At 67.3% G+C, this 26,139-nt stretch carries 21 protein-coding genes; 7 read left to right on the plus strand and 14 right to left on the minus strand.

From position 1 onward, the window contains the following. Positions 1-57: 57 nt before the first annotated feature. The 3 genes from ACOABP_RS27320 to ACOABP_RS27330 are packed head-to-tail and all read right to left on the minus strand — an operon-like array spanning position 58 to position 5,947. Entirely contained in the window at positions 58-1,542 is a 1,485-nt protein-coding gene (locus ACOABP_RS27320; protein WP_474228884.1) for an efflux transporter outer membrane subunit, read from the minus strand. Further along, positions 1,539-2,723, minus strand: a complete 1,185-nt coding sequence (locus ACOABP_RS27325) for an efflux RND transporter periplasmic adaptor subunit (protein WP_474228885.1) — start codon at positions 2,721-2,723, stop codon at positions 1,539-1,541. Before ACOABP_RS27325 ends, ACOABP_RS27320 begins: the two co-directional genes overlap by 4 nt. Beyond that, complete coding sequence (locus ACOABP_RS27330; protein WP_474228886.1) at positions 2,720-5,947, minus strand: efflux RND transporter permease subunit; 3,228 nt, start codon at positions 5,945-5,947, stop codon at positions 2,720-2,722. The genes ACOABP_RS27325 and ACOABP_RS27330 overlap by 4 nt, the downstream gene beginning before the upstream one ends. A 188-nt stretch (positions 5,948-6,135) precedes the next feature. Here ACOABP_RS27330 and ACOABP_RS27335 point away from each other — a divergent pair, with 188 nt between their 5' ends. Continuing rightward, positions 6,136-6,810, plus strand: coding sequence for a heavy metal response regulator transcription factor (locus ACOABP_RS27335; protein ID WP_474228887.1), 675 nt, complete (start codon positions 6,136-6,138; stop codon positions 6,808-6,810). Then, positions 6,807-8,231, plus strand: a complete 1,425-nt coding sequence (locus ACOABP_RS27340; protein WP_474228889.1) for a heavy metal sensor histidine kinase — start codon at positions 6,807-6,809, stop codon at positions 8,229-8,231. The genes ACOABP_RS27335 and ACOABP_RS27340 overlap by 4 nt, the downstream gene beginning before the upstream one ends. A gap of 33 nt (positions 8,232-8,264) precedes the next feature. On the opposite strand, the gene ACOABP_RS27345 is transcribed toward ACOABP_RS27340, so the two are convergent. Beyond that, entirely contained in the window at positions 8,265-9,197 is a 933-nt protein-coding gene (locus ACOABP_RS27345; protein WP_474228890.1) for a LysR family transcriptional regulator, read from the minus strand. Between the two features lie 112 nt (positions 9,198-9,309). Between ACOABP_RS27345 and nfsB the strand changes: the two genes are divergently transcribed. Further along, positions 9,310-9,963 carry an oxygen-insensitive NAD(P)H nitroreductase gene (gene nfsB / locus ACOABP_RS27350; RefSeq protein ID WP_474228891.1) on the plus strand — a complete coding sequence of 218 codons (654 nt, stop codon included), beginning with the start codon at positions 9,310-9,312 and terminating at the stop codon, positions 9,961-9,963. A gap of 31 nt (positions 9,964-9,994) precedes the next feature. Here the strand turns inward: nfsB and ACOABP_RS27355 are convergent, their stop codons facing one another. Together ACOABP_RS27355 and ACOABP_RS27360 are read right to left on the minus strand one after the other, a co-directional pair. Next, positions 9,995-10,675 carry a hypothetical protein gene (locus ACOABP_RS27355; protein ID WP_474228892.1) on the minus strand — a complete coding sequence of 227 codons (681 nt, stop codon included), beginning with the start codon at positions 10,673-10,675 and terminating at the stop codon, positions 9,995-9,997. Between the two features lie 112 nt (positions 10,676-10,787). Continuing rightward, positions 10,788-11,894: an alkene reductase gene (locus ACOABP_RS27360; RefSeq protein WP_474228893.1), complete on the minus strand. Its 1,107-nt coding sequence runs from the start codon at positions 11,892-11,894 to the stop codon at positions 10,788-10,790. 196 nt (positions 11,895-12,090) lie between these two features. Between ACOABP_RS27360 and ACOABP_RS27365 the strand changes: the two genes are divergently transcribed. Next, positions 12,091-13,212 carry a Gfo/Idh/MocA family protein gene (locus ACOABP_RS27365; RefSeq protein WP_474228894.1) on the plus strand — a complete coding sequence of 374 codons (1,122 nt, stop codon included), beginning with the start codon at positions 12,091-12,093 and terminating at the stop codon, positions 13,210-13,212. On the opposite strand, the gene ACOABP_RS27370 is transcribed toward ACOABP_RS27365, so the two are convergent. After that, positions 13,209-14,120: a LysR family transcriptional regulator gene (locus ACOABP_RS27370; RefSeq protein ID WP_474228896.1), complete on the minus strand. Its 912-nt coding sequence runs from the start codon at positions 14,118-14,120 to the stop codon at positions 13,209-13,211. The genes ACOABP_RS27365 and ACOABP_RS27370 overlap by 4 nt on opposite strands. Positions 14,121-14,353: 233 nt before the next feature. Between ACOABP_RS27370 and ACOABP_RS27375 the strand changes: the two genes are divergently transcribed. Continuing rightward, a complete protein-coding gene (locus ACOABP_RS27375; RefSeq protein WP_474228897.1) occupies positions 14,354-15,595 on the plus strand; it encodes an MFS transporter in 1,242 nt (413 codons plus the stop codon). Here ACOABP_RS27375 and ACOABP_RS27380 read toward each other — a convergent pair. Next, positions 15,592-16,512, minus strand: a complete 921-nt coding sequence (locus ACOABP_RS27380) for a LysR family transcriptional regulator (RefSeq protein WP_474228898.1) — start codon at positions 16,510-16,512, stop codon at positions 15,592-15,594. The genes ACOABP_RS27375 and ACOABP_RS27380 overlap by 4 nt on opposite strands. 158 nt (positions 16,513-16,670) lie before the next feature. On the opposite strand from ACOABP_RS27380, the gene ACOABP_RS27385 reads away from it, so the two are divergent. Then, positions 16,671-17,426, plus strand: coding sequence for an SDR family NAD(P)-dependent oxidoreductase (locus ACOABP_RS27385; protein ID WP_474228899.1), 756 nt, complete (start codon positions 16,671-16,673; stop codon positions 17,424-17,426). A gap of 116 nt (positions 17,427-17,542) precedes the next feature. Here ACOABP_RS27385 and ACOABP_RS27390 read toward each other — a convergent pair whose 3' ends face one another. From ACOABP_RS27390 to hppD, 3 genes are all read right to left on the minus strand, one after another. Continuing rightward, entirely contained in the window at positions 17,543-18,739 is a 1,197-nt protein-coding gene (locus ACOABP_RS27390; RefSeq protein WP_474228900.1) for an amino acid aminotransferase, read from the minus strand. Positions 18,740-18,804: 65 nt separating this feature from the next. After that, positions 18,805-20,193, minus strand: coding sequence for an amino acid permease (locus ACOABP_RS27395; RefSeq protein ID WP_474228902.1), 1,389 nt, complete (start codon positions 20,191-20,193; stop codon positions 18,805-18,807). Between the two features lie 194 nt (positions 20,194-20,387). Next, positions 20,388-21,461 carry a 4-hydroxyphenylpyruvate dioxygenase gene (gene hppD / locus ACOABP_RS27400; protein ID WP_474228903.1) on the minus strand — a complete coding sequence of 358 codons (1,074 nt, stop codon included), beginning with the start codon at positions 21,459-21,461 and terminating at the stop codon, positions 20,388-20,390. 204 nt (positions 21,462-21,665) lie between these two features. On the opposite strand from hppD, the gene ACOABP_RS27405 reads away from it, so the two are divergent. Beyond that, positions 21,666-22,139 carry an Lrp/AsnC family transcriptional regulator gene (locus ACOABP_RS27405; protein WP_066732737.1) on the plus strand — a complete coding sequence of 158 codons (474 nt, stop codon included), beginning with the start codon at positions 21,666-21,668 and terminating at the stop codon, positions 22,137-22,139. Between the two features lie 102 nt (positions 22,140-22,241). Here ACOABP_RS27405 and ACOABP_RS27410 read toward each other — a convergent pair whose 3' ends face one another. The 3 genes from ACOABP_RS27410 to ACOABP_RS27420 form a co-directional block, all read right to left on the minus strand. Then, entirely contained in the window at positions 22,242-23,192 is a 951-nt protein-coding gene (locus ACOABP_RS27410; RefSeq protein ID WP_474228906.1) for an MBL fold metallo-hydrolase, read from the minus strand. 164 nt (positions 23,193-23,356) lie between these two features. After that, positions 23,357-23,683 (minus strand): thioredoxin family protein, encoded by a 327-nt coding sequence (locus ACOABP_RS27415; RefSeq protein ID WP_474228907.1) that lies wholly within the window; start codon positions 23,681-23,683, stop codon positions 23,357-23,359. Positions 23,684-23,765: 82 nt separating this feature from the next. Continuing rightward, positions 23,766-26,099 (minus strand): ATP-dependent DNA helicase, encoded by a 2,334-nt coding sequence (locus ACOABP_RS27420; protein ID WP_474228908.1) that lies wholly within the window; start codon positions 26,097-26,099, stop codon positions 23,766-23,768. Positions 26,100-26,139: the final 40 nt, after the last annotated feature.

Here is a 26,139-nt window from a genome sequence, read left to right on the forward strand (position 1 = left end):
GCACGGCGGGCCATGCGCGCTGCAATGCGCCCCACCGCCGCGCTTGCCGTCCGTGACTCACCCCTCGTTCGGCGCCTTCCCTGTCTTTCCGTCCTTCGCGTCCGTCCCTTCCCATCCCCCACCCAGCGCCCGGAACAGCGACACGCTGGCGGTCAGCTGGCGCCGGTGCACGGCTTCCAGTGCGCGGGCGTCGGTCAGGGCGGCGGCCTGCACGACGTTGACGTCGAGGTACGCGGCGGCGCCCTTGCGGTAGCGCTCGGTGGCCTGCTGCAGGGCGCGGCTGGATGCGGTCACGGCGGCTTGCTGGCTGGCGGCTTCGTGGTCGAGCAGCCGTAGCGCGGCATAGTTGTCTTCCACGTCCTGCACGGCCTTGAGCACGGTTTCCCGATAGTCGGCGGCGCTGGCGTCGAACTGGGCGCGGGCGCTGTCCACGCCGGCCTGCCGCTTGCCGCCGTCGAATATCGTCGCGGCCAGGGCCGGGCCTACGGCCCAGAAGCGGCTTGGGGCGGTCAGCCAGCCGGCCAGCCCGGAGCTTTCCAGGCCGCCGTTCAGGTTCAGCATCAGTGTCGGGAAGAAGGCCGCGCGCGCCACGCCGATTTGCGCATTGGCGGCGGCTACGCGGCGCTCCGCGGCCGAGATGTCGGGGCGGCGCTGCAGCAGCATGGCAGGCACGGCGGCGGGCGTGGCGGGCAGGGCGATGCCGGTGCCTGCGGTGCCGGCGGTATTGGTGGCAGCCACCGGCAGGGCAAACGTGCTGGCGGGTTCGCCCACCAGCGTCGCCAGCGCATGCTGCAGCTGGGTGCGGGCCAACTGCAGGTCGGCAACCTGCGCCCGCGTGCTTTCCAGCTGTGCCTGCGCCTGCGCGACATCGCCTTCGGCGGCAATGCCGCCCCGATAGCGGTTGGTCACCAGTTGCAGCACCGACGCGTACGCGTCCACGGTCTGCTGCAGCAGCGCGGCCTCGCGGTCGAGCGAGCGGATGCCGAAGTAGTCGATGGCGGCTTCGGCCTGCAGGCTCAGCCGGACGGCGGCCACGTCGTCGGCGCTGGCCTGGGCACGGGCCTGTGCGGCATCGACGTTGTTGCCGATCCGGCCGAACAGGTCCGGCTCCCAGCTGGCGCCGATCCCCAGCAGGTGGTCGGGCGTGGTTTTCCCGGCCAGGGAATGGCCCACCACGTTGGCCGACAGGTGCGTGCTCGTGACGCTGGCCGTGGCGCCGACGGTCGGGAAGTAAGCGGCGCGGGCAGCATCCACCTGGGCACGGGCGTCGCGGAGCAGTGCCATGGACTTCAGCAGGCTCTGGTTCGATACGTCGATGCGGGCCAGCAGGGCGTCGAGCGTGGCGTCGTCATACGCAAGCCACCAGTCCGGTGCGATGGTGTCGGGCTGCGCGCCCTGGGCTGCGCTGTCCTGGGCCTCCTGATAGGCGGCCGGCAGCGGCATGGCCGGGACGTGATAGGGCACGCTGGCGCAACCGGCCAGCCAGGCGCAGGCCAGCACAATCGCCGTGCGCCGAAGGGTGCGCTGCATGGTGGACTTCATGCCGGATCTCCCTTCGCCGGCGCGGCCACCCGCACCGTCATGCCAGCCACGATGCCGTCGCCGGGGTTGACCACGACGCGATCCGTATCCTGCACGCCCCCCAGCACTTCCACATGGGCGCCGAAGTCGCGCCCCAGCGCCACATGGCGGATCGTCAGTTTGTTGTCCTTGCCGACCACGGCCACGGTGGGGCCGCCCGCCGGGAACATCAGCGTATTGGCCGGAAGATCCAGGCCGGCGTGCGCGCTGCCGATCTCCAGATGCACCTGCGCGTAGGCGCCGGGCAAGATGCGGCCGTCCTGGCTGTCGACATCCAGCTCCACGCGCAGGCTGCGCGTGACGGGGTCGATGGCTCCGGCGGTGCGCGCCACGGTGGCGGGGTAGCGTTGCCCCGGCGCCTGCGGCAGCGTCAGCCACGCCTGCGTGCCGGGCCCCATTGCCGCGCTGACGGCCTGCGGCACCTGTGCAAAGACACGCAGCCGCGTGCCGGCCGAGATATGGAACAGCTCGCGCCCCTGGCCCGGCGCGCTGCCGGCATCGATCAGCGCACCGGTATCGACATTGCGCGCCGTAATCACGCCGTCGAACGGCGCGCGGATCTGCGTGTAGCTCGCCAGCTGGGCCAGGCGCGACGTATTCGAGCGCGCCGCGGCCAGCAGGGCGGACTTGGCGTTCATGTCGGCCACTTTCTGGTCGGTCTCCTGCTGCGCGACCGAATTGGTCGCCTGCAGGTCCTGCCAGCGTTTGGCCGTGCTGTTCGCCAGCTGGTAGTTGGCGGCGGCGGTGGCCTCGTCGGCACGCGCCTGACGCAACTGGTCGGCGACTTCGGGCGCGTCGATCTCCGCCAGCAGCTGGCCCGCCTTGACCGGCGTGCCGATATCGACGTACCAGCGGCGCAGATACCCACTGACGCGCGCATGGATGGCGGCGTCCTCGTAGGCGCGCACGTCGGCCGGTAGCGTGATGTCGTGCGCGGCTGCCGCGGCGCGTGGCTGCACCACGCTGACAGTAGGCGTTTGCGCCGCCTGCGCACGCTGCTGCAATTCGGCGTGGCCGTGCCAGCGCGGCACGATGCCGGCCGTCAGGGCCAGCGCCACGGCGGCGCCGGCCAGGGCCAGCATGGTCAGCCTGGGGTTGCGGTGCGGTGCGGACGGGGTCGGGTCGTGGTCGGTCGGGGTCATGCCAGGCCTTCGTGAGCGATTGCGTTGGAGGTGTTGTTGTCGGGACGTGCGCGCCGTGCCATCCAGCCATGCAGCACGGCGAAGAAGACTGGCACCAGCACCAGCGTGGCGACGGTGCCGAAAGCGAGGCCGCCGATCACGGTGCGGCCCAGCGGGGCGTTCTGTGCGCCGGCACCGCCCGAGCCCAGCGCCATCGGCACCATGCCGAACAGCATTGCCAGCGCGGTCATGGCCACCGGACGGAAGCGGCTGAAGCCGGCGTCCCAGGCGGCGTCGACGGGATTCCTGCCTGCCGCCAGGCCGTCGCGCGCATGGCTGATCACCAGGATGCTGTTGGCCGTGGCGATGCCTACGCAGATGATGGCGCCGGTCAGCGCCGGCACGCTGATCGTCGTGTCGGTGGCAAACAGCATCCATGCCATGCCGGCCAGCGCCATGGGCAGCGCGCCGACGATGGCCAGCGGATCGAGCCAGGACTGGAAGTTCACCACCATCAGCAGGTACACCAGCACGATGGCGGCGGCCAGGCCGGTGAGCAGCCCCGTGAACGACGCATGCATGGTCTGCACCTGGCCGCGCACGACGATGTCCGAGCCGGCCGGCAGTTGGGCGCGGGCCTGGTCGACGATGCGTTGCACGTCGCCGGCAACGGCGCCCAGGTCGCGGCCGCGCACCGAGCCGAACAGGTCGAGCACGGGCTGCACGTTGTAGTGCGATACCACGCCTTGCTGGCTGGCGCGCGCGATGGTGCCGAACTGGCCGAGCTGGCCGGCGCCGCCCTGTTGCGCGGTGCCGGCGCCCAGGCCCAGCGGGATGTTGGACAAACGCTGCAGCGAATCCATCGCGTACTGGGGCACCGATACGGCCAGCGGGTAGCTGACACCGTTCTTCGGGTTGAGCCAGAAGTTGGGTGCGGTCTGGCCGCTGCCGGACAGCGAGATCAGCAGGTTCTGCGCCACTTCGCGTTGCGACAGACCGGCCTGCAGCGCACGCGTGCGGTCCACGTCGACGGTCAGCGCGGGCTGGTCCGCCGGCTGCTGCAGGTGCAGGTCCGTCAGGCCCGGTACACCGGCCAGCTTGCGCAGCAGGTCGTCCGCCACCTTGCGGTTGCCGGCCAGGTCCTTGCCGACGATCTGGATGTCGATCGGGGCGGGCAGGCCGAAGTTGAGGATCTGGCTCACCATGTCGGCGGGCAGGAACGAGAAGCTGACGCCCGGAAAATCCTTCTGCAGCGCGGCGTCGAGCTGGTCGACCAATACGCCGGAACGCTCGGCATCGGGCTTCAGGGACACCAGGATCTCGGCGTCGCCGGTGCCGATCGGCAGCGACGAATCGTAGGTCAGGTTGATGCCGCTGACCGGCAGACCGATGTTGTCGACGATACCGGCCACGTGCTGCGGGCCCACCACGCGGCGGATATCGGCCTCGACCTGGTCGGTGATGCGCGCGGTTTCCTCGATGCGCGTGCCGGTGCGCACCCGCATGTGCAGGCGGATCTCGCCGCTATCCACGGCGGGGAAGAAGTCCTGGCCCAGGAACGGCACCAGCGTCATCGACCCTGCGCAGGCCAGTGCGAAGATCGTCATGGTGCGACGTGGCCTGGCCAGCGCGGCGGACAGCATGCGGGCATAGGCGGCGCGCACCCGTTCGAAGCCGGCCTCGAAGCGGCGGTGGGCCGCGCCGAACCAGCGGGTCAGGCCGGCCAGGCGCCCGGTGGCGGGGCACGGGGCCGCTTGCGCAACCGCTTCGCCGCGCAGCAGGTAGTGCGCCAGCGTGGGAATCAGCGTGCGGGACAGGAAGTACGAAGCCATCATCGCGAATACCACCGCCTCGGCCAGCGGCACGAACAGGTAGCGCGCCACGCCGCTGAGCAGGAACATCGGCAGGAACACGATGCAGATGCACATCGTCGACACCAGTGTGGGCAGGGCGATCTCGCCCGACCCGTCGAGAATGGCCTGCTCCAGTGGCTTGCCCGTTTCGCGATGGTGGGCAATGTTCTCGATTGCCACGGTGGCGTCGTCCACCAGCACGCCCACGGCCAGCGCCAGTCCGCCCAGCGTCATGATGTTCAGCGTCTGGCCCAGTGCCGCCAGCGCGATCAGCGCGGCCAAGACCGACAGCGGGATGGTGATGGCGATGATCAGCGTGGCGCGCCAGCTGCCCAGGAACAGCAGGATCATCATGGCCGTCAGGCAGGCGGCCACCAGCGCCTCGTGCAGCACGCCGTCGATGGCCGAAGTGACGAACACGGACTGGTCGGAAAGCGGCTGTACCTGCAGCGACTTCGGCAGCCCCGCCGTGATGTGCGGCAGCAGCGCACGGATCTGGGATACCACGGTCAGCGTCGATGCACTGCCGGTCTTCTCGATTTCCAGCAGCGCGGAGCGCTTGCCGTCGTGCCGCACCACGTTGGTCTGGGGGGCATAGCCGTCGTGTACCTGCGCCACATCGCGCACATAGACCGTGCCGTCCGGGCCGCTGCGCACCGGCAGGTCGTTCAGCGCCGCCACGCTCTGCGTGCTGCCGTTGAGGTCCACGCGGTATTCGAGTGCCCCGATCTTGGCGGTGCCCCCGGGCAGCACCAGGTTCTGGGCGTTGATGGCGTTGACCACGTCAAGCGGCGACAGTCCGCGCGCCTGCAGCGCGGGCACGTTCAGGTCCACCATCACCTGGCGCACCTTGCCGCCATAGGGCAGCGGCACCGACGCTCCCTGCACCGTGGCAAGCTGGGTGCGGATAAAGCTGTTGCCCAGGTCGTACAGCTCCTGCTCGGGCAGCTTGTCGCTGCCCAGCGCCAGCCGCAGGATCGGCACCGTCGATGCGTTGTAGCTCAGCACCAGCGGCGGCGTGGCGCCAGGCGGCATCTGCTTGAGGATCGATTGCGCGCCCGCCGTGGCTTGCGAAATCGCACGGTTGATATCGGCGCCGGGGTGGAAAAAGACCTTGATGACGGCCACGCCCGGCAGCGACTGCGACTCGATGTGCTCGATATTGTCGACATCGGTGGTCAGCGACCGCTCGTAGCCGGTGACGATGCGCTGGGCCATGTCCTGCGCGGACAGCCCGTTGTAGGTCCACACCACGCTGACCACCGGGATATCGATCGACGGGAAGATGTCGGTCGGCATGCGCAGGACGGCCACCGCGCCACCCAGCAACAGCAGGATGGCGAGGACGACGAAGGTATAGGGCCGGCGCAGGGCGAGCCTGACAATCCACATGCTTTCTCTCCCGGCGCCCGGTGGCGCGCGCAATCGTTCAAGGAATGGGGCCGATTCTAGGTATCGACCGCCCTGTGAATTCCGGTCAAAACGATTACAGTCTTGTCATCCAACCCGGCCGCGCCGCTCGCTACCATCCAGCAGGCAATGCGGCGGATTGGCGCCGCCGATGGCAGAGGACTGGAGCGATGAAGATCCTGGTGGTCGAAGACGAACCGAAAACGGGGGAATACCTGCGCAAGGGGCTGGCAGAGTCATCCTTCGTGGTGGATCTCGCGCGTACTGGCGCCGATGGCCTGCACCACGCGCTGGAGGACGACTACGACCTGATCATCCTCGACGTGATGCTGCCCGGCATGAATGGCTGGGATGTGCTGCGCCGGCTGCGTGAACGCAAGGACACCCCGGTGCTGTTCCTGACCGCGCGCGACGAGGTGGAAGACCGCGTGCGCGGGCTGGAGCTGGGTGGCGACGACTACCTGGCAAAGCCGTTCGCGTTCGTGGAACTGCTGGCGCGCGTGCGCACGCTGCTGCGGCGCGGCCCGGTGCGCGAGGCCGACCGCATCGAGGTGGGCAACCTGGAGATCGACCTGATCCGGCATCGCGTGACGCGCGCCGGCCAGCGCATCGACCTGACCCCGCGCGAATTTGCGCTGCTGCATTTCCTGGCGCGGCGCAGTGGCGAGGTGCTGAGCCGCACGCAGATTGCATCGCACGTCTGGGACATGAACTTCGACAGCGACACCAATGTGGTGGATGTGGCCGTCCGGCGCCTGCGCGCCAAGATGGACGACCATTTCGCGCCCAAGCTGATCCACAGCGTGCGCGGCATCGGCTACGTGCTGGAACTTCGCGCGTCGTGACGGCACGCCGGGTTGCCCGTCTGCTGCCCCGCTCGCTGACCGCGCGGCTGGCCGTGGCGTTTGCGCTGATCGCCGGTTGCGCCTTTGCGGGCGTGGGCCTGTACCTGTACCGGTCGCTGGCGACGCAGATCATCGAACGCGACGATTCCGAACTGCTGCGCAAGGCGGCGCGAACGCGTGCCGAACTGGCCGAATTGCCGGCCGGCGACGCCCAGGCCGGGCGCTGGCAGGAAATTCGCGGCATTGTCGCGGGCAACGAGGAATTCGGCCTGCGGCTGCTGGCACCTGATGGCGCGCTGCTGACGCAGGCGGGCGCACAGCCTGGCGCCATGCCGGCGCTGGCCGCGATTGGCCTCGATACGCCGCCATCGGCTGCGGCCATCCAGGCCTGGGAGACGCCCGGCGCCGTTCCGGCGCACGGCGTTGCCATGCTGGCACGGGCGGGCACGGGCGCCGGTGCGCAGACGGTGCGGGTCGAGATTCATCAGGTGGCCGCGTCGCGCGTGGTGCTGTTGCGCGACTATCGGCTGAAGCTGTCCATTGCCGTGTGTCTGGGTGCATTGGGCGCGGGTTTGCTCGGCTACGCGGCATTGCACGCGGGCATGTCACCGCTGCGCCGCATCGCCGCCGGGACGGCGTCGGTGACGTTTGCCAGCGGCGTGCTGCCGGTCGATCCGTCGCGGCTGCCGGCGGAACTCGACGAACTGGCCCGCTCGCTGCAGCGGATGATCGACCGCCTGCGCGAGCGCTACGAGCGCCTGTCGCAGTTCTCGGCCGACCTGGCCCATGATTTCCGCACCCCGATCGGCAACCTGCTGGGTCAGACGCAGGTGGCGCTGTCGAGCGAGCGGTCGGTGGACGAATACCAGGCGTTGCTGGCTTCGAATGTCGAGGAGTACGAGCGGCTGTCGCGCATGATCGAGAACATGCTGTTCCTGGCACGCGCCGACAATGCACAGGTGGCGATGCACCGCGCGGAGCTTGACCTGCGGACCGAACTGGCCCGCCAGGCCGACTATTTCGAGCTGCTGGCCGATGCGCGCGGCATTGCCATCCACGTGGAGGCGCAGGGCACGCTTTACGCCGATGCCACGCTGTTCCGGCGCGCGCTGGGCAACCTGCTGTCGAACGCCGTCCACTATTCGCCCGAATCGGCGGTGATTGCCCTCAGGAGCCGGCACGAGGCAGGCACGGTCGTGATCGAAGTGGTCAACCCTGGGCCCGGCATTGCGCCCGGGCACTTGCCACGGCTGTTCGACCGCTTTTTCCGTGGCGACCCGGCCCGCGCCAATTCCGGTGAATCGTCGGGTATCGGGCTGGCAATCGTGAAGACCATCATGGAACTGCACCAGGGTGCGGTGCAGGTGGAGTCGGTGCCCGATGGCCTGACCACGTTCCGGCTGGTGTTTCCCGGCCGCTGAGGGGGCGGGTTCCGGCTCCGGCCCCGGCCCCGCCTATGCGGCCGGCTGGCGCAAATGGGCCGGCATCCGCGCACTCATGGCCGACAGGTGTTCGCGCAGCGCCGCGTGCAGGTACCTGACCGCGGGCGAGAACTGCCTGCGATGCGGGCACACCAGGTTCAGCGGCACCGGCTCGCCGGGCTGGTCCGGCACCAGCAGTTCCAGCCGGCCGTGGGCGACGTCTTCGCAGACATCGAGCCATGACTTGTAGGCGATGCCGCGCCCGTCCAGCGCCCAGCGCCGGGCGATCTCGGCGTCGTCGCACAGCAGCGACCCCTTGACGGTGACCAGCCGCCGGGTGCCCGCCACCGGAAAGCTCCAGCGGTCGTGGACGCGGCCACCCAGCACGTAGGGCAGGCATTGATGCGCAGGCAGATCGTCGAGCGTGGCGGGCCGTCCGTGACGTTCGAGGTAGTCCGGCGATGCCACCAGCACGCGCCGATTGTCCGGTGCCAGCGGCAGGGCCACGTAGGTGGCGCCTTCGTTCAGGCCATAGCGGATGGCGATATCCACCGGATCGCGGAACACGTCGGTGATCTGGTCGGATAGCGACAGCTTCAGCACCAGCTTCGGATGGGATTCCCGGAACGCGGTCAGCAGCGGCAGCAGCACATTGCGGCCCAGGTCCGACGGCGCGGCGATCTTCAGCGTGCCTTGCAGCGCGCGCTGCTCGCCGTGCAGGCGCTCCCGGCCTTCGGCCAGCATGGCCAGCACCTCGTTGGCGCAGGGCAGGTACTGCTCGCCCTCGGCGGTGAGCCGCAGGCTGCGGGTGGACCGCGCAAACAGGCGGATATCGAGTTCCTTTTCCAGCCTCTGGATGGCCGCGCTGACCTGGCCGGGCAGCAGGTCGGCCTCGCGAGCCGCGTTCGAGAAACTGCCCAGGGCGGCGGTACGTACGAAGAGTTGCAGGTCGTCGAGTCTGATCATTTTCACTCTTGCAGTGAAAGTCCTGCCGGATTTTCCCAGTTTTTTGAAAATAACGCAGCGACGATAATGCGACGCATAGCCCATTTCCCAAACCACGAACCCGGAGCCCACCATGAATCTCACCGACGCCGTCCTGTCCCGCCATACCGTCAAGGCCTACGAAGGCGGCCAGACCCTGCCGCAGGAACAGATCGACATGCTGCTGGCGTGGCTGCACAACAGCCCCTCGTCGGTCAACTCGCAGCCGTGGCACTTCGTGGTGGCGTCGACGCCCGAGGGCCGCGAGACCATCGCCAGGGCGGCGACCGGCACGTTTTCGTATAACCACCCGAAGATTGTCGATGCGTCGCACGTGATCGCGCTGTGCATGCGCGCCGACCTGGACGAAGCCCACCTGCGCGCCGTGCTGGCCCAGGAGGAAAGCGACGGCCGCTTCAAGGTGGAGGGCGCCCGCGAAGGCCAGGACAAGAGCCGCCGCTCGTACGTGGACCTGCACCGCTATACGCTGCGCGATGTGCCGCAGTGGATGGAAAAGCAGGTCTACCTGGCGCTGGGCGGCCTGCTGCTGGGCGCGGCCATGCTTGGCATCGACGCCACGCCGATGGAAGGCTTCGACGCCGGCGCGCTGGACACCGCGCTGAACCTGCGTGAACGCGGCCTGACCAGCGTGGTGCTGGTGTCGCTGGGCCGCCGCAGCGAAAAGGACTTCAATGCCGGTCTGCCGAAGTCGCGCCTGCCGAAGGAGGCAGTGTTCACGCACATCTGACTCGAAGCCGGCGAGGCCGGCTGGAAAAAAATCAGGCCTGCGGATCGGCGGCCTGCCATTTGCCGGTAGACGGGCAGATCCAGACTCTCTGCCCGTCGCGCCGTACCTGTTCTTCCTGAACCTGTGCGGCGGCTGCCCGGTCATGGTCGAACGCCACGCGTAGCGCGCTGGCGACCCGGGCATCCTCCATGGGCAGTTCCCAGGTCAGGAACAACTGCGTGTCGTCCCGGCCGGCCGGGAAGTCAGCCGGATCGAAACGATGCGCGCCGCGCGGCACCACGCCATGCGGCTGGCAGGTATCGAACAGCAGCACCGTGCCGCGACGCAGCGGAATGTGCCGGTCCAGCGACGGAAAATACACGTCCTGCCCCTTGTCTTCGCTCAGGAACAGGTTGCAGAAGGCCGCACCGCCATACTGGTCGCCGTCATGGTGATACTGGGCACCACGGCACACCATCAGCGCGACATCGCTTTCGGCCAGCAGGCCGGGCAGCCCCAGTGCTGCCGTCCAGTCGGCCATGGCCTGCACGCAGCGCGCGTAGTCGGGCCAGCGCATCCGCGCACGCGCCAGCGGCATGACCTCGACGTCGCCCGGCTCCAGCGTCATCTGCAACGCAATTTCTCGTGCCCAGTCCGCCAAAAGCCGGCCCGGCGGGGCGGGGATGTCCACCACATCCGACAGGACCACCTCGCTCACGCGCCGGCTGCGCATGGCATCGCCGCTCCAGAAACAGGAGGTCAGGCTGGGCGAGGGAGATTGGTGGCGGTCGTCTGGCATGGCCGGCAGTGTAACGCCGGCCCACCCGGTGCCGCCACGCGGCGCGTCACGCCGCCTGCAATGCCCCGTGGAACGGATAGTCCGTGTAGCCGACTGCGGTGCCGCCGAAGAACGTGTCGCGGTCGTACGGATTCAGCGGCAGCCGCTGGCGCAGCCGTTCGGGCAGGTCAGGGTTGGCGATGAAGTGGCGGCCGAAGGCCACCAGGTCGGCGTCGCCGGCAGCGATGATGGCTTCGGCGCTGTCGCCGTGGAAGCCGCCCGCAGCGACGATCGGGCCCTTGAAGACCTTGCGCAGCAGCTTTGCGGCCACCGGCTGCTGATTGCGCGAGTCATCCTCGATATTGCCTGCGATGCGCGGCTCGATCAGATGCAGGTAGGCCAGGTCGAGCTTGTCGAGTTCGGTGGCAACGTAGGTGAACAGGCCTTCCGGATCGCTGTCTGACATGTCGCCCCACGAACCGCTCGGCCCCAGGCGCACGGCCACCTTGTGGCTGCCCCAGACCGAAATGACGGCGCGCGTGGCATCCAGCAGGAACCGCGCGCGGTTTTCGAACGAGCCGCCATAGCGGTCGGTGCGCTTGTTGCTGCCGTCCTGCAGGAACTGGTCGAACAGGTAGCCGTTGGCGGCATGCAATTCCACCCCGTCGAAGCCGGCATCCACTCCGCGCAGGGCGGCCTGGCGGAAGCTCTCGACCAGCGCTTCGATCTCGCCGATTTCCAGCGCACGATTGGGCGTATTGGGCACCCATCCCGACGCTGTATAAGCGACGCCGCCGTGCGGAATGGCCGACGGGCCCACCGGCTGGCTGCCGGCCGGTTGCACTTCGGCATTCGACTGGCGACCCGCGTGGTACAGCTGCAGGAAGATCTTGCCGCCCCTGGCGTGGACGGCATCGGTGACCAGGCGCCAGCCGGCGATCTGGCTGTCGTCGAACAGGCCCGGTGCGCCCAGGTAGCCGTTGCCATTGGCCGCAGCGATGGTGGCTTCGCCGATCAGCAGGGCGCCGGGCGAGGTGCGCTGGGCGTAGTACTCGGCCATCAGCTTGCCGGGGATGGCGCCGGGCTCCGCGCGCATGCGGGTCAGCGGGGCGAGCACCACGCGATGGGCGATGGCGTGGGGGCCGATCTGGATGGGGGTGAAGAGATTGGACATGGTGACTCCGTAGGGTTCGTTGCTGCCGCGGCTTCTTGCCATTCGCTGCCGCGTTGGCGGTGACAGAACTCTAGTCGGCCCGCACGTCCGGAAAAACAGGCCCCGCGTTGGCTCACTTCGGACAGGAACGTCCGCAATCGGCGCCGGGATCGCGCCTATATTCGAGCGGTCATCGATTTCGAAAGCCGTCACTCTCATGTCTTCTCTCAATCACACGCGCAATGGCGCGCCAATCCGCGTTGGCCTGGTCGGCATCGGCAACTGGGCACTCCACGGTCATGTGCGGGTGCTCAACCTGCTGCCCCAATACACGCTGCGCGCGCTATGGAGCACCCGCCCCGAGGCCGCACAGGCGGCGGCCCTGGCCCACGGCATCGAGGAAGTGATGCCGACGCTCGACGCCCTGATCCATCACCCCGAGGTGGATCTGGTGGTGGTGCTGAACACGGCGCCGCAGCACGCGGAGACCGTGCGCCGCGTGATTGCGGCCGGCAAGCACGTGTACTGCGAATGGCCGCTGACGGTGTCCACGGCGCAATCGCGCGAACTCGTGCGGCTGGCCGATCTCGCGGGTGTGCGTCACCTGGTGGGGCTGCAACGGCGGCTGGCGCCGCACAACCGTTACCTGCGCGACCTGCTGCAGGATGGCTACGTGGGCCGCATCCGATCGGTACGGATCCATGTCAGCATGAACGCGTTTGGCGCCGAGCGCTCTGGCGCGCTGCGCTGGACCGTGCCCGAGGAGAATTTTTCCAGCGCCATCGCCATCTATGCCGGGCACTTCCTGGACATGCTGTTCGCGGCCACGGGCTGGCCGGAACGCGTTTCCGCGCTGCTGCTGAACCAGATCCGGCAGGTGACGATTCGTGAAACGGGCGAGGTGCTGCCGTCCACGGCGCCGGACCAGCTCATGATGCTGGGCCGACTGGCGGGCGATGCGGTGGTGTCGGTGCATGTCGAAGCCGGCAAGCACAGCGGCCGTGGCGTGACCATCGACATCACCGGCGACCAGGGCGATCTGCGCATCACGAACCGCTCCGCGTTCGGCGGGGTGGGCGATGACTATGTCATCGAAGGCGCGCGCGGGCAGGACGTGCCGCTTCAGCCGATGGCAGTGCCGGTGGCCTACGACCGGCTGCCACCATCGGACCTGCCATCGGCCGTGCTGGAACTGGCCGAGCTGTACGTGGCTGCGGCGCGGGACCTGCGCGACGGCACGCACGAGGCGCCCACTTTCGACGACGCCGTGCGGCTGCACGAATTGCTCGATGCGGCGGCCGAATCAACCCGCGAAGGGCGCGAGGTGGCGCTCCGCTAGCCTGCCTCGGGCGCGCGATCCGCGCCGTCGGGAAACAGGTGGCGTGCCATGAAATCGACGAACACCCGGATCTTCGGAGACATGTGCCGGCCGGACGGCCACAGCGCGCGGAAGACCTTGCGGTCGGTGGCGTAGCCGGACAGCACGGCCACCAGCCGGCCGTCCGCCAACTGCTGCCGAACCAGGAAGTTCGGGATATAGGCCAGGCCGTGCCCCTGTTCGGCCATGGCGATCAGCGGCTCCACGGTATTGGCCGTCAGCCGCGCCGTCAGGTCCATCTCGCGCACGTCGTCGCCCTCGCGCAGCAGCCATCGATCCACCTTGCCGGTGGACGGGAACCGGTGCAGCAGGCATGCGTGGCGCAGCAGATCGTCGGGCGTGGCTGGCACGCCGTGGCGGGCCAGGTAGACCGGCGCCGCCACGATCTGCGGCGTGTAGTGGCCCAGCGCACGCGCCACCAGGCGCGAGTCAGCCGCTTCGCCGGTGCGCAGCACCACATCGAAACCCTCGTCGATGATGTTGACCATGCGGTCGGAGAAATCAAGTTCTAGCCGGATGTCGGGGTACTCGCGCACGAACGCGCTCAATACCGGTAGCACCAATGTGGCCACCAGCGGCAGGCTTACGCGCAACTGGCCCTTCGGCGACGCCGCCGCCGACAGCTCGGCCTCGGCGGCTTCAAGTTCCTCGACGATGCGCTGGCATCGGCTCAGGAACAGCTGCCCCTCGGGCGTCAGCGTGACGCTGCGTGTGCTGCGATGGAACAGCCGAACGCCCAGGCGTTCTTCAAGCCGCGAGATCGCCTTACCCACTGCAGAAGCGGAAATCCCGAGCTGCCGACCCGCTTCGCTGAAATTGCGGACTTCCGCGGCTTTGACGAATGCATCGACGGAACCGAGCTTGTCCATGGCGGCAGGGGGGAGAGAAGCGGGGTGCTTCAGGGATGGCGGCGACTATAGCACGCACCCCTGACGGCCGTGGCCTGCTGGCGAGGGCCTCGCCGCTGGCGTTTCGATTTCGGAAATTCCGTCCGCAGTGTTGCGCCCGCCGGCCCGTTGATGCGCGTGCGTTGGCTCCCTACATTGCCCACGTAGCCGGCGGCACGGTGCCGCCGCATGAAGCAGCAAGGGAAGGATTGCAGATGTCAGAGTCGACCATGGCGACGCCCGCGGGGCTCGCGCTCGAATCACAAGGAACGCTGGCCGGCGCCAGCGACATGCCGGCACCTCGCCGGCAATACTGGGCCGCCGTGCTGGCGGTTGCGTTCAGCGCGGCGGTGTTCTGCACCACCGAGTTCATGCCGGTGGGATTGCTGCGCTATATCGCGCAGGGCCTGTCGGTCAGCGAAGGCGCGGCGGGCTGGATGGTGTCCGCGCCGGGTTTGCTGGCGGCGCTGGCCGCGCCGCTGGTGACCGTGCTGGCGGGGCGGCTCGACCGCCGGCTGGTGTTGTGGGCCCTTGGCGTGCTGCTGGTGCTGGCGAACCTGACGGCAGCGCTGGCGCCGTCGTTCGCGGTGCTGGTGCTGGGCCGCGTGCTGTTCGGCGTCGGCCTGGGCGGATTCTGGGCCATCGGCGCCGGCATCGGTTCGCGGCTGGTTGAGCCGGATGCCGCGCCCAAGGCCACGTCGATCATTTTCGCGGGTGTGTCGGTGGGCATGCTGGTGGGCGGTGCTGCCGGGGCCTGGATTGGCGAGCACTGGGGCTGGCGAGCCGCGTTCGGCTATACCACGGTGCTGTCGGTAGCCGCGTTGCTGGCCACGCTGGCGTGCCTGCCGCCGCTGCGCGTCACGCAACGGGTAAAGGTGGCGGCCTTGTGGCGCATTGTGGCTACTCCCGCCGGACGTCTTGGGCTGCTGGTGATGATGTTTGCGCTGATCGGTCAATTCGCCGCCTACACCTACATCACCCCGTTCCTGGCCCGTCAGGTCAAGCTGGCCGGGACGCTGATCCCGCTGGTGCTGTTCGGCTACACGCTGGTGGGGACGGCGGGCAACTTCGTGGCGGGCGCCTTTGCGGGGCGCGCGGCCAGGGCAACGCTGATGGTGGCCATCGCGATGATTGCCTTGCCGTTGGGGGTCCTGCAGGCCGGGGCCATCCATCTTGTCCCTGTGTTGTTGCTGCTGGCCGTGTGGGGGCTGGGATATGGGGCCATGCCGGTGGCGCTGCAGGTGTGGATCGACAAGGTATCCCAGGGTGCAGGGGAAGCAGGCATGGCGCTGTTTGTGATGAACTTCCAGCTTTCGATTGCGCTGGGCGCCTGGGCCGGCGGCTGGCTGGTGGACAGCGCGGGAATCCCCGTCACGCTGCGAGTGGCCGGCGCGCTGGTACTGGCGGCGCTGATGCTGCTGTGGCGTCTGGCGGGGCGCCCCGCCGTAGAAGCCTAGCGCCTGGGCGAGCAATCGTACGGCGCGAACAGTTCGATCACCCAGTCCACGAACGCGCGCAGCCTTGCGCTCTGGTTCCTGGACGGGTGGAACACGATGTGCAGCGGATGCAGCGGCCGGCTCCATTCGGGCAGCACGCGGACCAGCGTGCCGGCATCGAGGTGTGGCCGGGCCATGAAGCCGAAGGTCTGGCCCACGCCCAGGCCGCTGACCAGGGCCGTCAGATGGGCCGTGCTCTCGTTGACGAACACGCCATGCCGGCTGCGCACGTCCACGTCGATGCGCTCGCCTTCGCGCTCGAACAGCAGCGGCATCACGCGGCCTGTGAGCGACGAGAAATAGCCCGCCACGTCGTGATCGGTCTGCAGCGCGGTCGGGTGCGCTGGCGTGCCTCGCGCGGCCACGTACTGTGCCGCAGCGTAGGTGCCCCAGTCCAGGCTGGCGATGTGCCGGGCAATCAGCGACGTATCGGTCAGGTCGCCGCCCCGGATCACGCAATCGACGGCGTCGCCGATCAGGTCGACATGGCGGTCGCCGACGCCCACTTCGAGCTGGATCTCGGGATACTTCGCGCGGAACGAAGGCAGGCCCGGCAGCAGGATCAGGTTGGCCAGAGACGACCCGACGTCCACGCGCAGGCGCCCGCGCGGCGCGCCACGCGCATCGGCAAACAGCGTATCCATTTCGTCCACATCGGCCAGCACCTTGACCGCGCGGTGGTAGTACGCCTGGCCTTCGTCGGTGACCACCACCTTGCGGGTGGACCGCTGGAACAGCTTGATGCGCAGGTGCGATTCCAGGTCCTGGATCAGCTTGGTGACGGTGGGGCGCGGAATGTTGAGCGTGTCGGCGGCCTTGCTGAAGCCGCCGGATTCGGCGATGCGGACAAATACGCGCAGGGCTTGCAGTTGATCCATGGAAAGGGAAGGCGAAAACGGGCAGGGCGAGGGCTCCGCATGCAGTATGCCTGATTATTCATCAGTATGAATAATGATTTAACTTTCGCGGTGTTTATTCGGAAAACACTAACGCCTACAGTTACGCCATCCACTGATCAACACGAAAGGAAAACATCATGAGCAAGCGACTGGAAGGCAAGATCGCCCTGGTAACCGGCGGCACGAGCGGCATCGGACTGGCCGCCGCCCAAGACCTGGCCCGCGAAGGCGCGAAGGTGTACGTGACGGGTCGCCGCACGGCGGAACTCGACAAGGCCGTGGAAGCCATCGGCCACGGCGCGGTGGGCGTGCAGGGCGATGTCACCCGCGAGGCAGACCTTGATGCGCTGGTCAAGACGATCCGCGAAGCCGACGGGCGCCTGGACGTGCTGTTCGCCAACGCGGGCGGCGGCACCATGGCTCCGCTGGGCGAGATCACCGCGCAGCATTTCGACGATACGTTCAATCGCAATGTCCGCGCCGTGGTGTTCACGGTGCAGAAGGCGCTGTCGCTGATGGGCGCGGGCGGCTCGATCATCCTGACCGGCTCGATTGCCGGATCGACGGGTACGCAGGCGTTCAGCATCTACAGCGCCTCGAAGGCGGCGGTGCGCGGTCTGGCGCGTAGCTGGGTGCTGGACCTGAAGGATCGCGGTATCCGCGTGAACGTGGTGAGCCCGGGTTCCACGCATACGGTGGGCCTGGCCGAACTGGGCGGCGAGACCAAGGCGGCGCAGGACGGCTTGCTGGGCTACCTGGCTTCGCTGGTGCCGATGGGCCGGCTGGGCGCACCGGAGGAAATTGCCCGCGTGGTGACGTTCCTGGCTTCCGACGATTCGAGCTTTATCAACGGCGCCGAGATTGCCGCCGACGGCGGGCAGGCGCAGGTCTGAACGGCCGGCATCGTTCGGACGATAATGTTCGGACGGTGTTGTCCGGGCAAAAAAAACAGCCACCCGAGGGTGGCTGTTTGCCTGGAACGCCAGGGTGCGTCGAGGTGGGGCGGCCCTCAGCCCTTCAGCACCTGGCCGATGGCATTCGCCACCACGCCGACATTGCGTTCGTTCAGGCCGGCCACGCACATGCGGCCCGAGCGCAGCACGTAGACGCCGTGTTCGTTTTTCAGGCGGTCCACCTGGTCGGCCGACAGGCCGGTGTACGTGAACATGCCGCGCTGCTTGACGTAACGCGACAGCTTCTCGCCGCTGACATGCTCGCGCAGCTGGTCGTGGATGGCCTGGCGCATGCGCGTGATGCGCTGGCACATGGCCGCCAGCTCCGTTTCCCAGCTCTGGCGCAGCGCCGGGGTGGTCAGCACGCGTGCCACCACGCGGGCGCCGTGGGTGGGCGGGTTGCTGTAGTTGGCGCGCACGGCGCCGGTCAGCTGGCCCAGCACGCGGCCGGCTTCGTCTGCGCTCTGGCAGATCACGCTCAGGCCACCGCAGCGCTCGCCATACAGCGAGAAATTCTTCGAGAACGAGTTCGCCACCAGTGCGGGCACGTTCTGGCGGGCCAGTTCGCGCACGGCAAAGGCGTCGTCGTCCAGGCCCGAGCCAAAGCCCTGGTAGGCCATGTCGACGAACGGCAGCAGCTTGCGGGCCTTCAGCACGCCGATCACCTGGCGCCACTGGTCTTCGTTCAGGTCCACGCCGGTCGGGTTGTGGCAGCAGGCGTGCAGAAGCACGATACCGCCCTGCGGAATGGCTTCGATCGCCGCCAGCATGGCGTCGAACTTCAGGCCACCGGTCTCGGCGTCGTAGTACGGATAGGTGTTGACCTTGAAACCGGCGCGCTCGAACACCACGCGGTGGTTTTCCCAGCTGGGATCGCTGATCCACATTTCCGCGGTCGGGAAGTAGCGCTTCAGGAAGTCGGCGCCCACGCGCAGCGCGCCGGAGCCGCCCAGCGTCTGCAGCGTGGCGATGCGGCCTTCGGCGCGGGCGGCGCAGTCTTCGCCGAATACCAGCGCCTGCACGGCCTGGCGGTAGGCGGCAATGCCGGCCATCGGCAGGTAGGGGCGCGGGCCCATGTCCGACAGCAGCGCGGCTTCGGCTTCGGCCACGGCCTGCATGACCGGCAGGCGGCCTTCGTCGTCAAAGTAGATGCCGATGCTCAGGTTCACCTTGTTGGTACGCGGGTCCTGCTGGAAATCCTCGTTGAGCGAGAGGATCGGGTCACCGGGGAAGGCTTCGATGTGTTCGAACATGGGATGCGTCTGTCGTGCGGGTTCAGGGGCGGCGGCCCGGGGTGCACACGGGCCGCACAGGCTGGTTACTGGACCTGGGCGCTCGCGGCGGGCAGGGCCGAGCCGGCGTTCTTTTGCCGGAGGCGATAGCTTACGCCAAGAATGACCAGCCAGACCGGAATCAGGTAGACCGAGATGCGCAGGCCGGGCGTCAGGAACATGACCACCAGGATGCCGGCCAGGAAGATCAGCGTCACGTAGTTGGTCAGCGGATAGCCCAGGCTCTGGAACACCGTGGTCTTGCCTTCGGCGCGCTTGGCGCGGCGGAACATCAGGTGAATGATGCTGATCATGGCCCAGTTGATGATCAGGGCCGACACCACCAGGCCCATCAGCAGTTCGAACGCTTCACCGGGCATGAAGTAGTTGACCAGCACGCAGAGGCCGGTAGCCAGGGCCGATACGCCCAGCGCGGTCAGCGGAATGCCGCGGCGGTTCACCTTCATCAGTGCGCGCGGGGCATTGCCCTGTTGCGCCAGGCCCAGCAGCATGCGGCTGTTGCAGTAGACGCCGCTGTTGTAGACCGACAGCGCCGCGGTCAGCACCACCACGTTCAGCACGGTTGCCACGATATCGCTGTTCATCGCATGGAAGATCAGCACGAACGGGCTGCCGCCGGTGACCACCTTCTGCCACGGGTACAGCGACAGCAGCACGGCCAGCGCGCCAACGTAGAAGATCAGGATGCGGTAGATCACCTGGTTGGTGGCCTTGGGGATGCTCTTGCCCGGGTTGTCGGCTTCGGCGGCGGTAATGCCCACCAGTTCGAGGCCGCCGAACGAGAACATGATCACGGCCATCGCCATTACCAGTCCGCCCAGCCCGTTCGGGAAGAAGCCGCCGTGCTGCCACAGGTTGGCGACGCTGGCCTCGGGGCCTGCAGTGCCGGTGCCCAGCATGTAGCCGCCAAAGCCGATCATGCCGACGATGGCCGCGACCTTGATGATCGAGAACCAGAACTCCATCTCGCCGAACGACTTCACGCTGGCCAGGTTGATGGCGTTGATGACGACGAAGAAGCCCAGGGCGGAGACCCATGTCGGGATGCCGGGCCACCAGTACTGGACGTAGATGCCCACGGCCGACAGTTCGGCCATGCTGACCAGGATGTACAGCACCCAGTAGTTCCAGCCGGACATGAAGCCGGCAAAGTGGCCGCAATACTTGTTGGCAAAGTAGCTGAACGAGCCCGCCACCGGTTCGTCGACGACCATCTCGCCCAGCTGGCGCATGATGAAGAACGCGACGATGCCGGCCAGCGCGTAGCCCAGCAGCACGGAGGGCCCAGCCAGCTTGATGGTCTGGGCAATGCCCAGGAACAGGCCGGTGCCGATGGCGCCGCCCAGCGCAATCAGCTGGATATGGCGATTCTTCAGGCCACGCTTGAGCGTGCCTTGGCTGTCAGGAGCATGCATGGAGTTGTCTATCCTCTACCCATTCTTGTGGAATGGCGGCGCGCCTCTTTGGGGTTGGGCGCTTTGAAAAAAGCGCCGGCGCGGGTAACGCCGGACGCAGGGGTGCGCGCCGGCGAAAACCCGAGAGTTTACCGGCACACGCTTGGAAAAGCAGGGGAAATGGGCCAGCCCGGGTCAGTGCCGGGCCGGATGCGTCACACCTTCAGCGTGCCGCGTTCGATCTGGTCGCGTTCGAGTGACTCGAACAGCGCCTTGAAGTTGCCTTCGCCGAAGCCGTCGTCGCCGGAGCGCTGGATGTATTCGAAGAACACCGGGCCGAGCACCGTCTTGGAGAAGATCTGCAGCAGCAGGCGCGGGCGGCCGCCTTCGGTGGTGCCATCGAGCAGGATGCCGCGGGCCTTGAGCTGGTCCACCGGCTGGCCGTGGCCGGGCAGGCGCGTGTCCAGGGCCTGGTAGTAATAGTCGTTCGGTGCGGTCATCAGCTCGACGCCAGCCAGTTGCAGGCTGTCGATGACTTCGAGCAGGTTGTCCACCGAGAAGGCGATGTGCTGGATGCCTTCGCCGTTGAACGCCATCAGGAACTCCTCGATCTGGCCGGCGCCCTTCGACGATTCCTCGTTCAGCGGAATGCGGATCTTGCCGTCCGGCGCGGTCATCGCCTTCGAGGTCAGGCCCGTGTACTCGCCCTGGATGTCGAAGTAGCGGATTTCGCGGAAGTTGAACAGGCGTTCGTAGAAGTTAGCCCAGTAAGCCATGCGGCCACGGTAGACGTTGTGCGTCAGGTGGTCGATCAGCTTCAGGCCGTGCCCCGTCGGGTGGCGGTCCACGCCCTCGATGTATTCGAAATCGATGTCATAGATCGACTTGCCGTCCTCGAAGCGGTCGATCAGGTACAGCGGCGCGCCGCCGATGCCCTTGATGGCCGGCAGGCGCAGTTCCATCGGGCCCGTGGCGATCTCGATCGGCTGGGCGCCCAGCATCAGCGCGCGGTTGTACGCCTTGTGCGAATCCTTGACGCGGAAGGCCATGCCGCAGGCACTGGGGCCGTGCTCGGCGGCGAAATAGGCGGCTTCGCTGTGCGGCTCGTTGTTGACGATGAAATTGATGTCGCCCTGGCGGTACAGCACCACATCTTTCGAACGGTGACGGGCCACCAGCGTGAAGCCCATTTTTTCGAACAGCGGTTCCAGCACGTTGGGCGTGGGCGAGGCGAATTCAACGAACTCGAAGCCCATCAGTTGCATCGGGTTTTCAAACAGGTCGGCCATGATCGGAGCGCTCGGGGGCGAGAGGGGGATGGAAATAATATTTCGGTGAGGCAGCAGCGCGAGTGGCTTGGGGGACGCCTGGCGCGCTGCACAACGTGAGGAAATTGTAGAACCCGCCTCGCTAAATAGGATTTCGTAAGGCACGCAGGGAAACCCTGAAAGATGAGATAAAATTTCGTCGAACGGCCATCCAAGGAAACCGGAATGCAACAAACCGACCTCGACCGCATCGATCGCCGCTTGCTGGCGGAACTGCAGGAACACGGCCGCGCATCGAACCTGGAACTGTCCGAGGCGATCAACCTGTCGCCGGCCCAGACATTGCGGCGCCATCGCCGCCTGGAGGAAGGCGGCATCATCAAGCGCTACGAGGCGCGGCTGGACAGTACGGCGCTGGGGTTTGGCGTAACGGCCTTCATCCACGTGACGATGGAGCGCGGCCACATTCGCGATTTGTCCAAATTCAAGGGACTGGTGGCCGAACTGGCGCAGATCCAGGAGTGCTTTTCGGTCACCGGCGACATCGACTACGTGCTGAAGGTGGTGGCAAAGGACCTGAAGTCGCTGTCGGACTTCCTGCTCGACACCCTGATGCGTATCCCCGGGGTCAGCGGCGTGAAGTCGAGCGTGTGCCTGGACGAGATCAAGTGTACGAGCGCGATGCCGCTGGATTTGTGAGCGCCTGAGCTTCTCCCTCTCCCTCTCCCGCCGAACCTCGACGCGCTCTCCCTAAGCCCCTTTCCCAGTTCATGGGAGAGGGGGAGCCGATCAAGCTGGCCCCTACCGCACCTCCATCAAATCCTTCCCCACCACGATCCGTCCGTTGTAGTGCTTTCTGACGTCGGCGGCCCACATCTCGTCGGTGATGCGGTCGTCGTCGCCCGGTACGAAATGGCTGAGCACCAGCGTCTTTACGCCTGCCGCGGCGGCGATGCGGCCTACGTCCTCGGTCAGCGTGTGGCTTTCCAGGAAGTGTTTCTTGATGGTGGCGCCGTTGGCTACGCGTGAGACCAGGGCATCGATACCCGGGCCGTACATGGCCTCGTGCACCAGCACGTCAGCGCCCTTGGCGAATTCGGCCAGTTTCGGGTTGTAGGCGGTGTCGCTGGAAAACACGATGGTGCGGTCGGCCGTCTCGAACTTGTAGGCGAAGTTGTCCACGATGGGCGGGTGGGGCGTGCGGAATGCCGTGACCTTGACGTCGGCGTTTTGCAGAACCACGCCGTTGTCGGTGATATCGGTGGCCTCTACCAGCTTGCGGATGTCGGGCCGGCCTTCGTCGGCGATGCGCGTGTCGATGTCGAAGCGGTTCAGCGCCCAGTAGGTGCGCGTCATCTCGGCCGTGCCGCTGGGCCCGTAGGCATGCACGGTCTGGTTCAGGCCCGTGGCCCAGGCGTTGTAGATCAGGTTGCCGTATTCGAGGTCGTGGTCCGAATGATGGTGGCTGATGAACACATAGCGCAGCGCCGACAGCGGCACCCCGGCATTGACCATCTGGCGCGACACGCCGGTGCCGCAATCGATCACATAGGGCACGCCGTTGATCAGCAGCAGGTTGGCCGGGTTGGAACGCGACCCGCCCACGCGCGGGCCGCCCTTGGTGCCGAGCAGGATCAGGCGGGTGCCGCCAGACTTGGCGGCCGGTTGTGCAAACGGAATCTGGGGCAGCAGGGCGGCGCCGGCGGCGGCCACGCCCAGGCCAAGCACCTTGCGGCGTTGGGGCTGGAACACGCGTTGTCTCCTTGATGTTGTGATGGGCTGTCACGGCGAGGTCTTGCACTCGGAATACAGCCAGAAGGTCAGGCACAACCTTAGCGCCGCCCTTTGCACATCATCAAGGCACGAATGGAACGTTCAGTGGGACAAAGCGAACGCGAGGCGCGCGCTACGGGAAATCACTGGTCGATCTTCCGCATGGCCTCGGTAATGTCCCGGGTGTCGTTCGGGCGCACCAGGCGCGCCACTTCCTTCCCGTCGCGCAGGAACACCAGCGTGGGCCACAGCTTCACGCGGAACGAGCGGCCCAGCGGGCGGCCGCTGCCATCTTCCACCTTGATATGGTCGATGCCGGGGTGCTGGCCGAACGCCGATTCGATCAGCGGCTGGGCGCGCTGGCAGAAGCCGCACCAGGGCGTGCCGAACTCCAGTATGGTGGCGCCGCGCAGTGCGTCGATCTCGTCGCGCGACGGTTCTGTCGTGGCAAAGGTGTGGGTCATGCTCATCGGTCAGGGCTCCGTCGATACATGGTGGTCTTGTGATGGTCTGATGCCCTGGCACGCGATTTCCGCGCCGGCGGCGTAACCGTCATTCTGCCAGCGACAGCGCGCGCACGTGCGCCGGCGGCCCGGTAAGAATTTCCCACCATGCCGGCAAGAGCGCCTGCACTTCGGCGCGCGCATAACGGTCGTCGATCAGCCAGACCACGCCACGGTCCTGCTGGGTGCGGATCACGCGGCCGGCGGCCTGCACCACCTTGCGCAGGCCGGGATACAGGTAGGCGTAGTCGTAGCCCTTTCCGAAGACGGTCTCCATGCGCTCGCGCAGCTGTTCGTTCACCGGATTGATCTGCGGCAGGCCCAGCGTCGCCACGAAGGCACCGATCAGGCGGTCGCCAGGCAGATCCACGCCTTCGGAGAACACCCCGCCGAGCACCGCGAAGCCGATGCCCTTGCCGCCGGGCGCGAAGGCGTCCAGGAAAGCCGCCTGGCCCGCCTCGGTCATGCCGCGCGCCTGTGACCAGATTGGAATGTCGGGGTGTTGCGCGGCCAGCAGCGCGGCGGCCTGCTGCAGGTAGTCGTGGCTGCTGAAGAACGCCAGGTAGTTGCCGGGACGGCGTGCAAACTGGTCGGCCATCAGCTGCACGATGGCGGGCAGCGAGCGCTGGCGCTGGGCGTAGCGCGTGGAGATATGACGTGCCACGTGTACGTCGAGCTGCTCGGCGTGGAATGGCGACGGCACTTCCACCGACACCGCGCTGGCGGGCAACCCCAGCAGGTTGTGGTAGTAGTCGGCCGGCTGCAGCGTGGCCGAAAACAGCGTGGTCGAATGCGTGCCGGCAAAGCGCGGCGCCAGGTAGGGGGCCGGCAGCAGGTTGCGCACGCACAGGTCGGCATCGAAGCTGCCCCGCTTGCGCGGCGTGCGCGTGATGTCGAACAGCGAATGCTTGCCGCCGTACTCGGTCATCTGCTCGGCCAGCCGCAGGAAGTGCATGGCATCGAAGTAGAAGCGCTCCAGCGCGGCGTCGTGCCGCTGCGGATGCTCGCTCATGTCGTCGATGATGGCTGTGCAAAGCTGGACCAGCGCCTCGACGAAGGCGGCAGGCTCCTCGTCGCGCGTTTCGTACGCGGCATCGCCCGACTTTGCCAGCGCATTCCACTGGCGGTAGACGCGGTCCATCGGCCGCTTCAGCGCGCCGGGCGCAGCCAGCCGCACGCCACGGAATGCCGCGTGGTCGAGCGTGGACGTGTACATCGCGCGGCCCCTGTCCACCAGGTTGTGCGCCTCGTCCACCAGCACGCTGACACGCCACTCGTTCATCGCGGTCAGCATGTACAGCAGCGCGCTGCGATCGAAGTAATAGTTGTAGTCGCCCACCACCAGATCGCTCCAGCGGATCATTTCCTGGGCCAGGTAGTAGGGGCAGACCTGGTGCGCGCGGGCAATCTCGCGCGTGGTGGCGCGGTCCAGTAGCGGCGCGCGGCTGGCGGCATCGCGGGCAGCGGGCAGGCGGTCGTAGAAGCCTTGCGCCAGCGGGCAAGATTCTCCGTGGCAGGCCAGGTCGGGATGTTCGCAGGCCTTGTCACGTGCGGTCAGCTCCAGCACACGCAGCGGTGTCTCGTCGGCGTTCTGCCTGAGCTGCCGCGTGGCGTGCAGGGCCACGGCACGGCCCGTGGATCGCGCCGACAGGAAGAACACCTTGTCGATGCGCTGGGTCGGCATGGCCTTGAGCGCCGGAAACACCGTGCCGATCGACTTGCCGATGCCGGTTGGCGCCTGCGCCAGCAGCGTGCGCGCCAACGCGTTGGCCTTGTAGACCGATTCCGCCAGCAGGCGCTGGCCTTCGCGGAATGTGCCGTGCGGAAAGGCCAGCGCCGCCAGCCCTGCGTCGCGGCCGCTGCGATGAGCGGCCTCGCGCTCGGCCCAGTGCATGAAGCGGCGACAGCTTTCTTCGAAGAACTCGCGCAGCGCCTGCGCTTCGAATCGCTCCCTGAGCACGCGTTCCTGCTGGCTGACGATATCGAAGTAGACCAGCGCCACGTCGATCTGCTTCAGCTCGCGTGACTGGCACAGCAGCCAGCCATAGATCTTGGCCTGGGCCCAGTGCAACGCCTGGTGGTTCTGCGGAATCTCCACCTTCTGGCCGCGCACCGTCTTGATTTCCTCGACCCGGTTGGTCACCGGGTTGTAGCCATCGGCCCTGCCGCGCACGCGCAGGCCTTCGAAATCGCCCGACAGCGCCACCTCGGCCTCATAGCCCGGCCCGCGCCGGCTGGTCACCACGCCATGCCCGGCCACGCCCTCCTGCCCGGTGGGCGATGGCGTGAAGCGCAGGTCGAGGTCGCCCGCCTTGGCCGTGAACTCGCACAGGGTGCGCACGGCGACGGTATAGCGGGGCGGGTGGTCGGGTGTGGCGGACAAGGCGCAAATGGGGGTGGCAATCGCAGGACTGTATGAATAT

It is taken from the genome of Cupriavidus sp. HE11 (genome assembly GCF_056097175.1).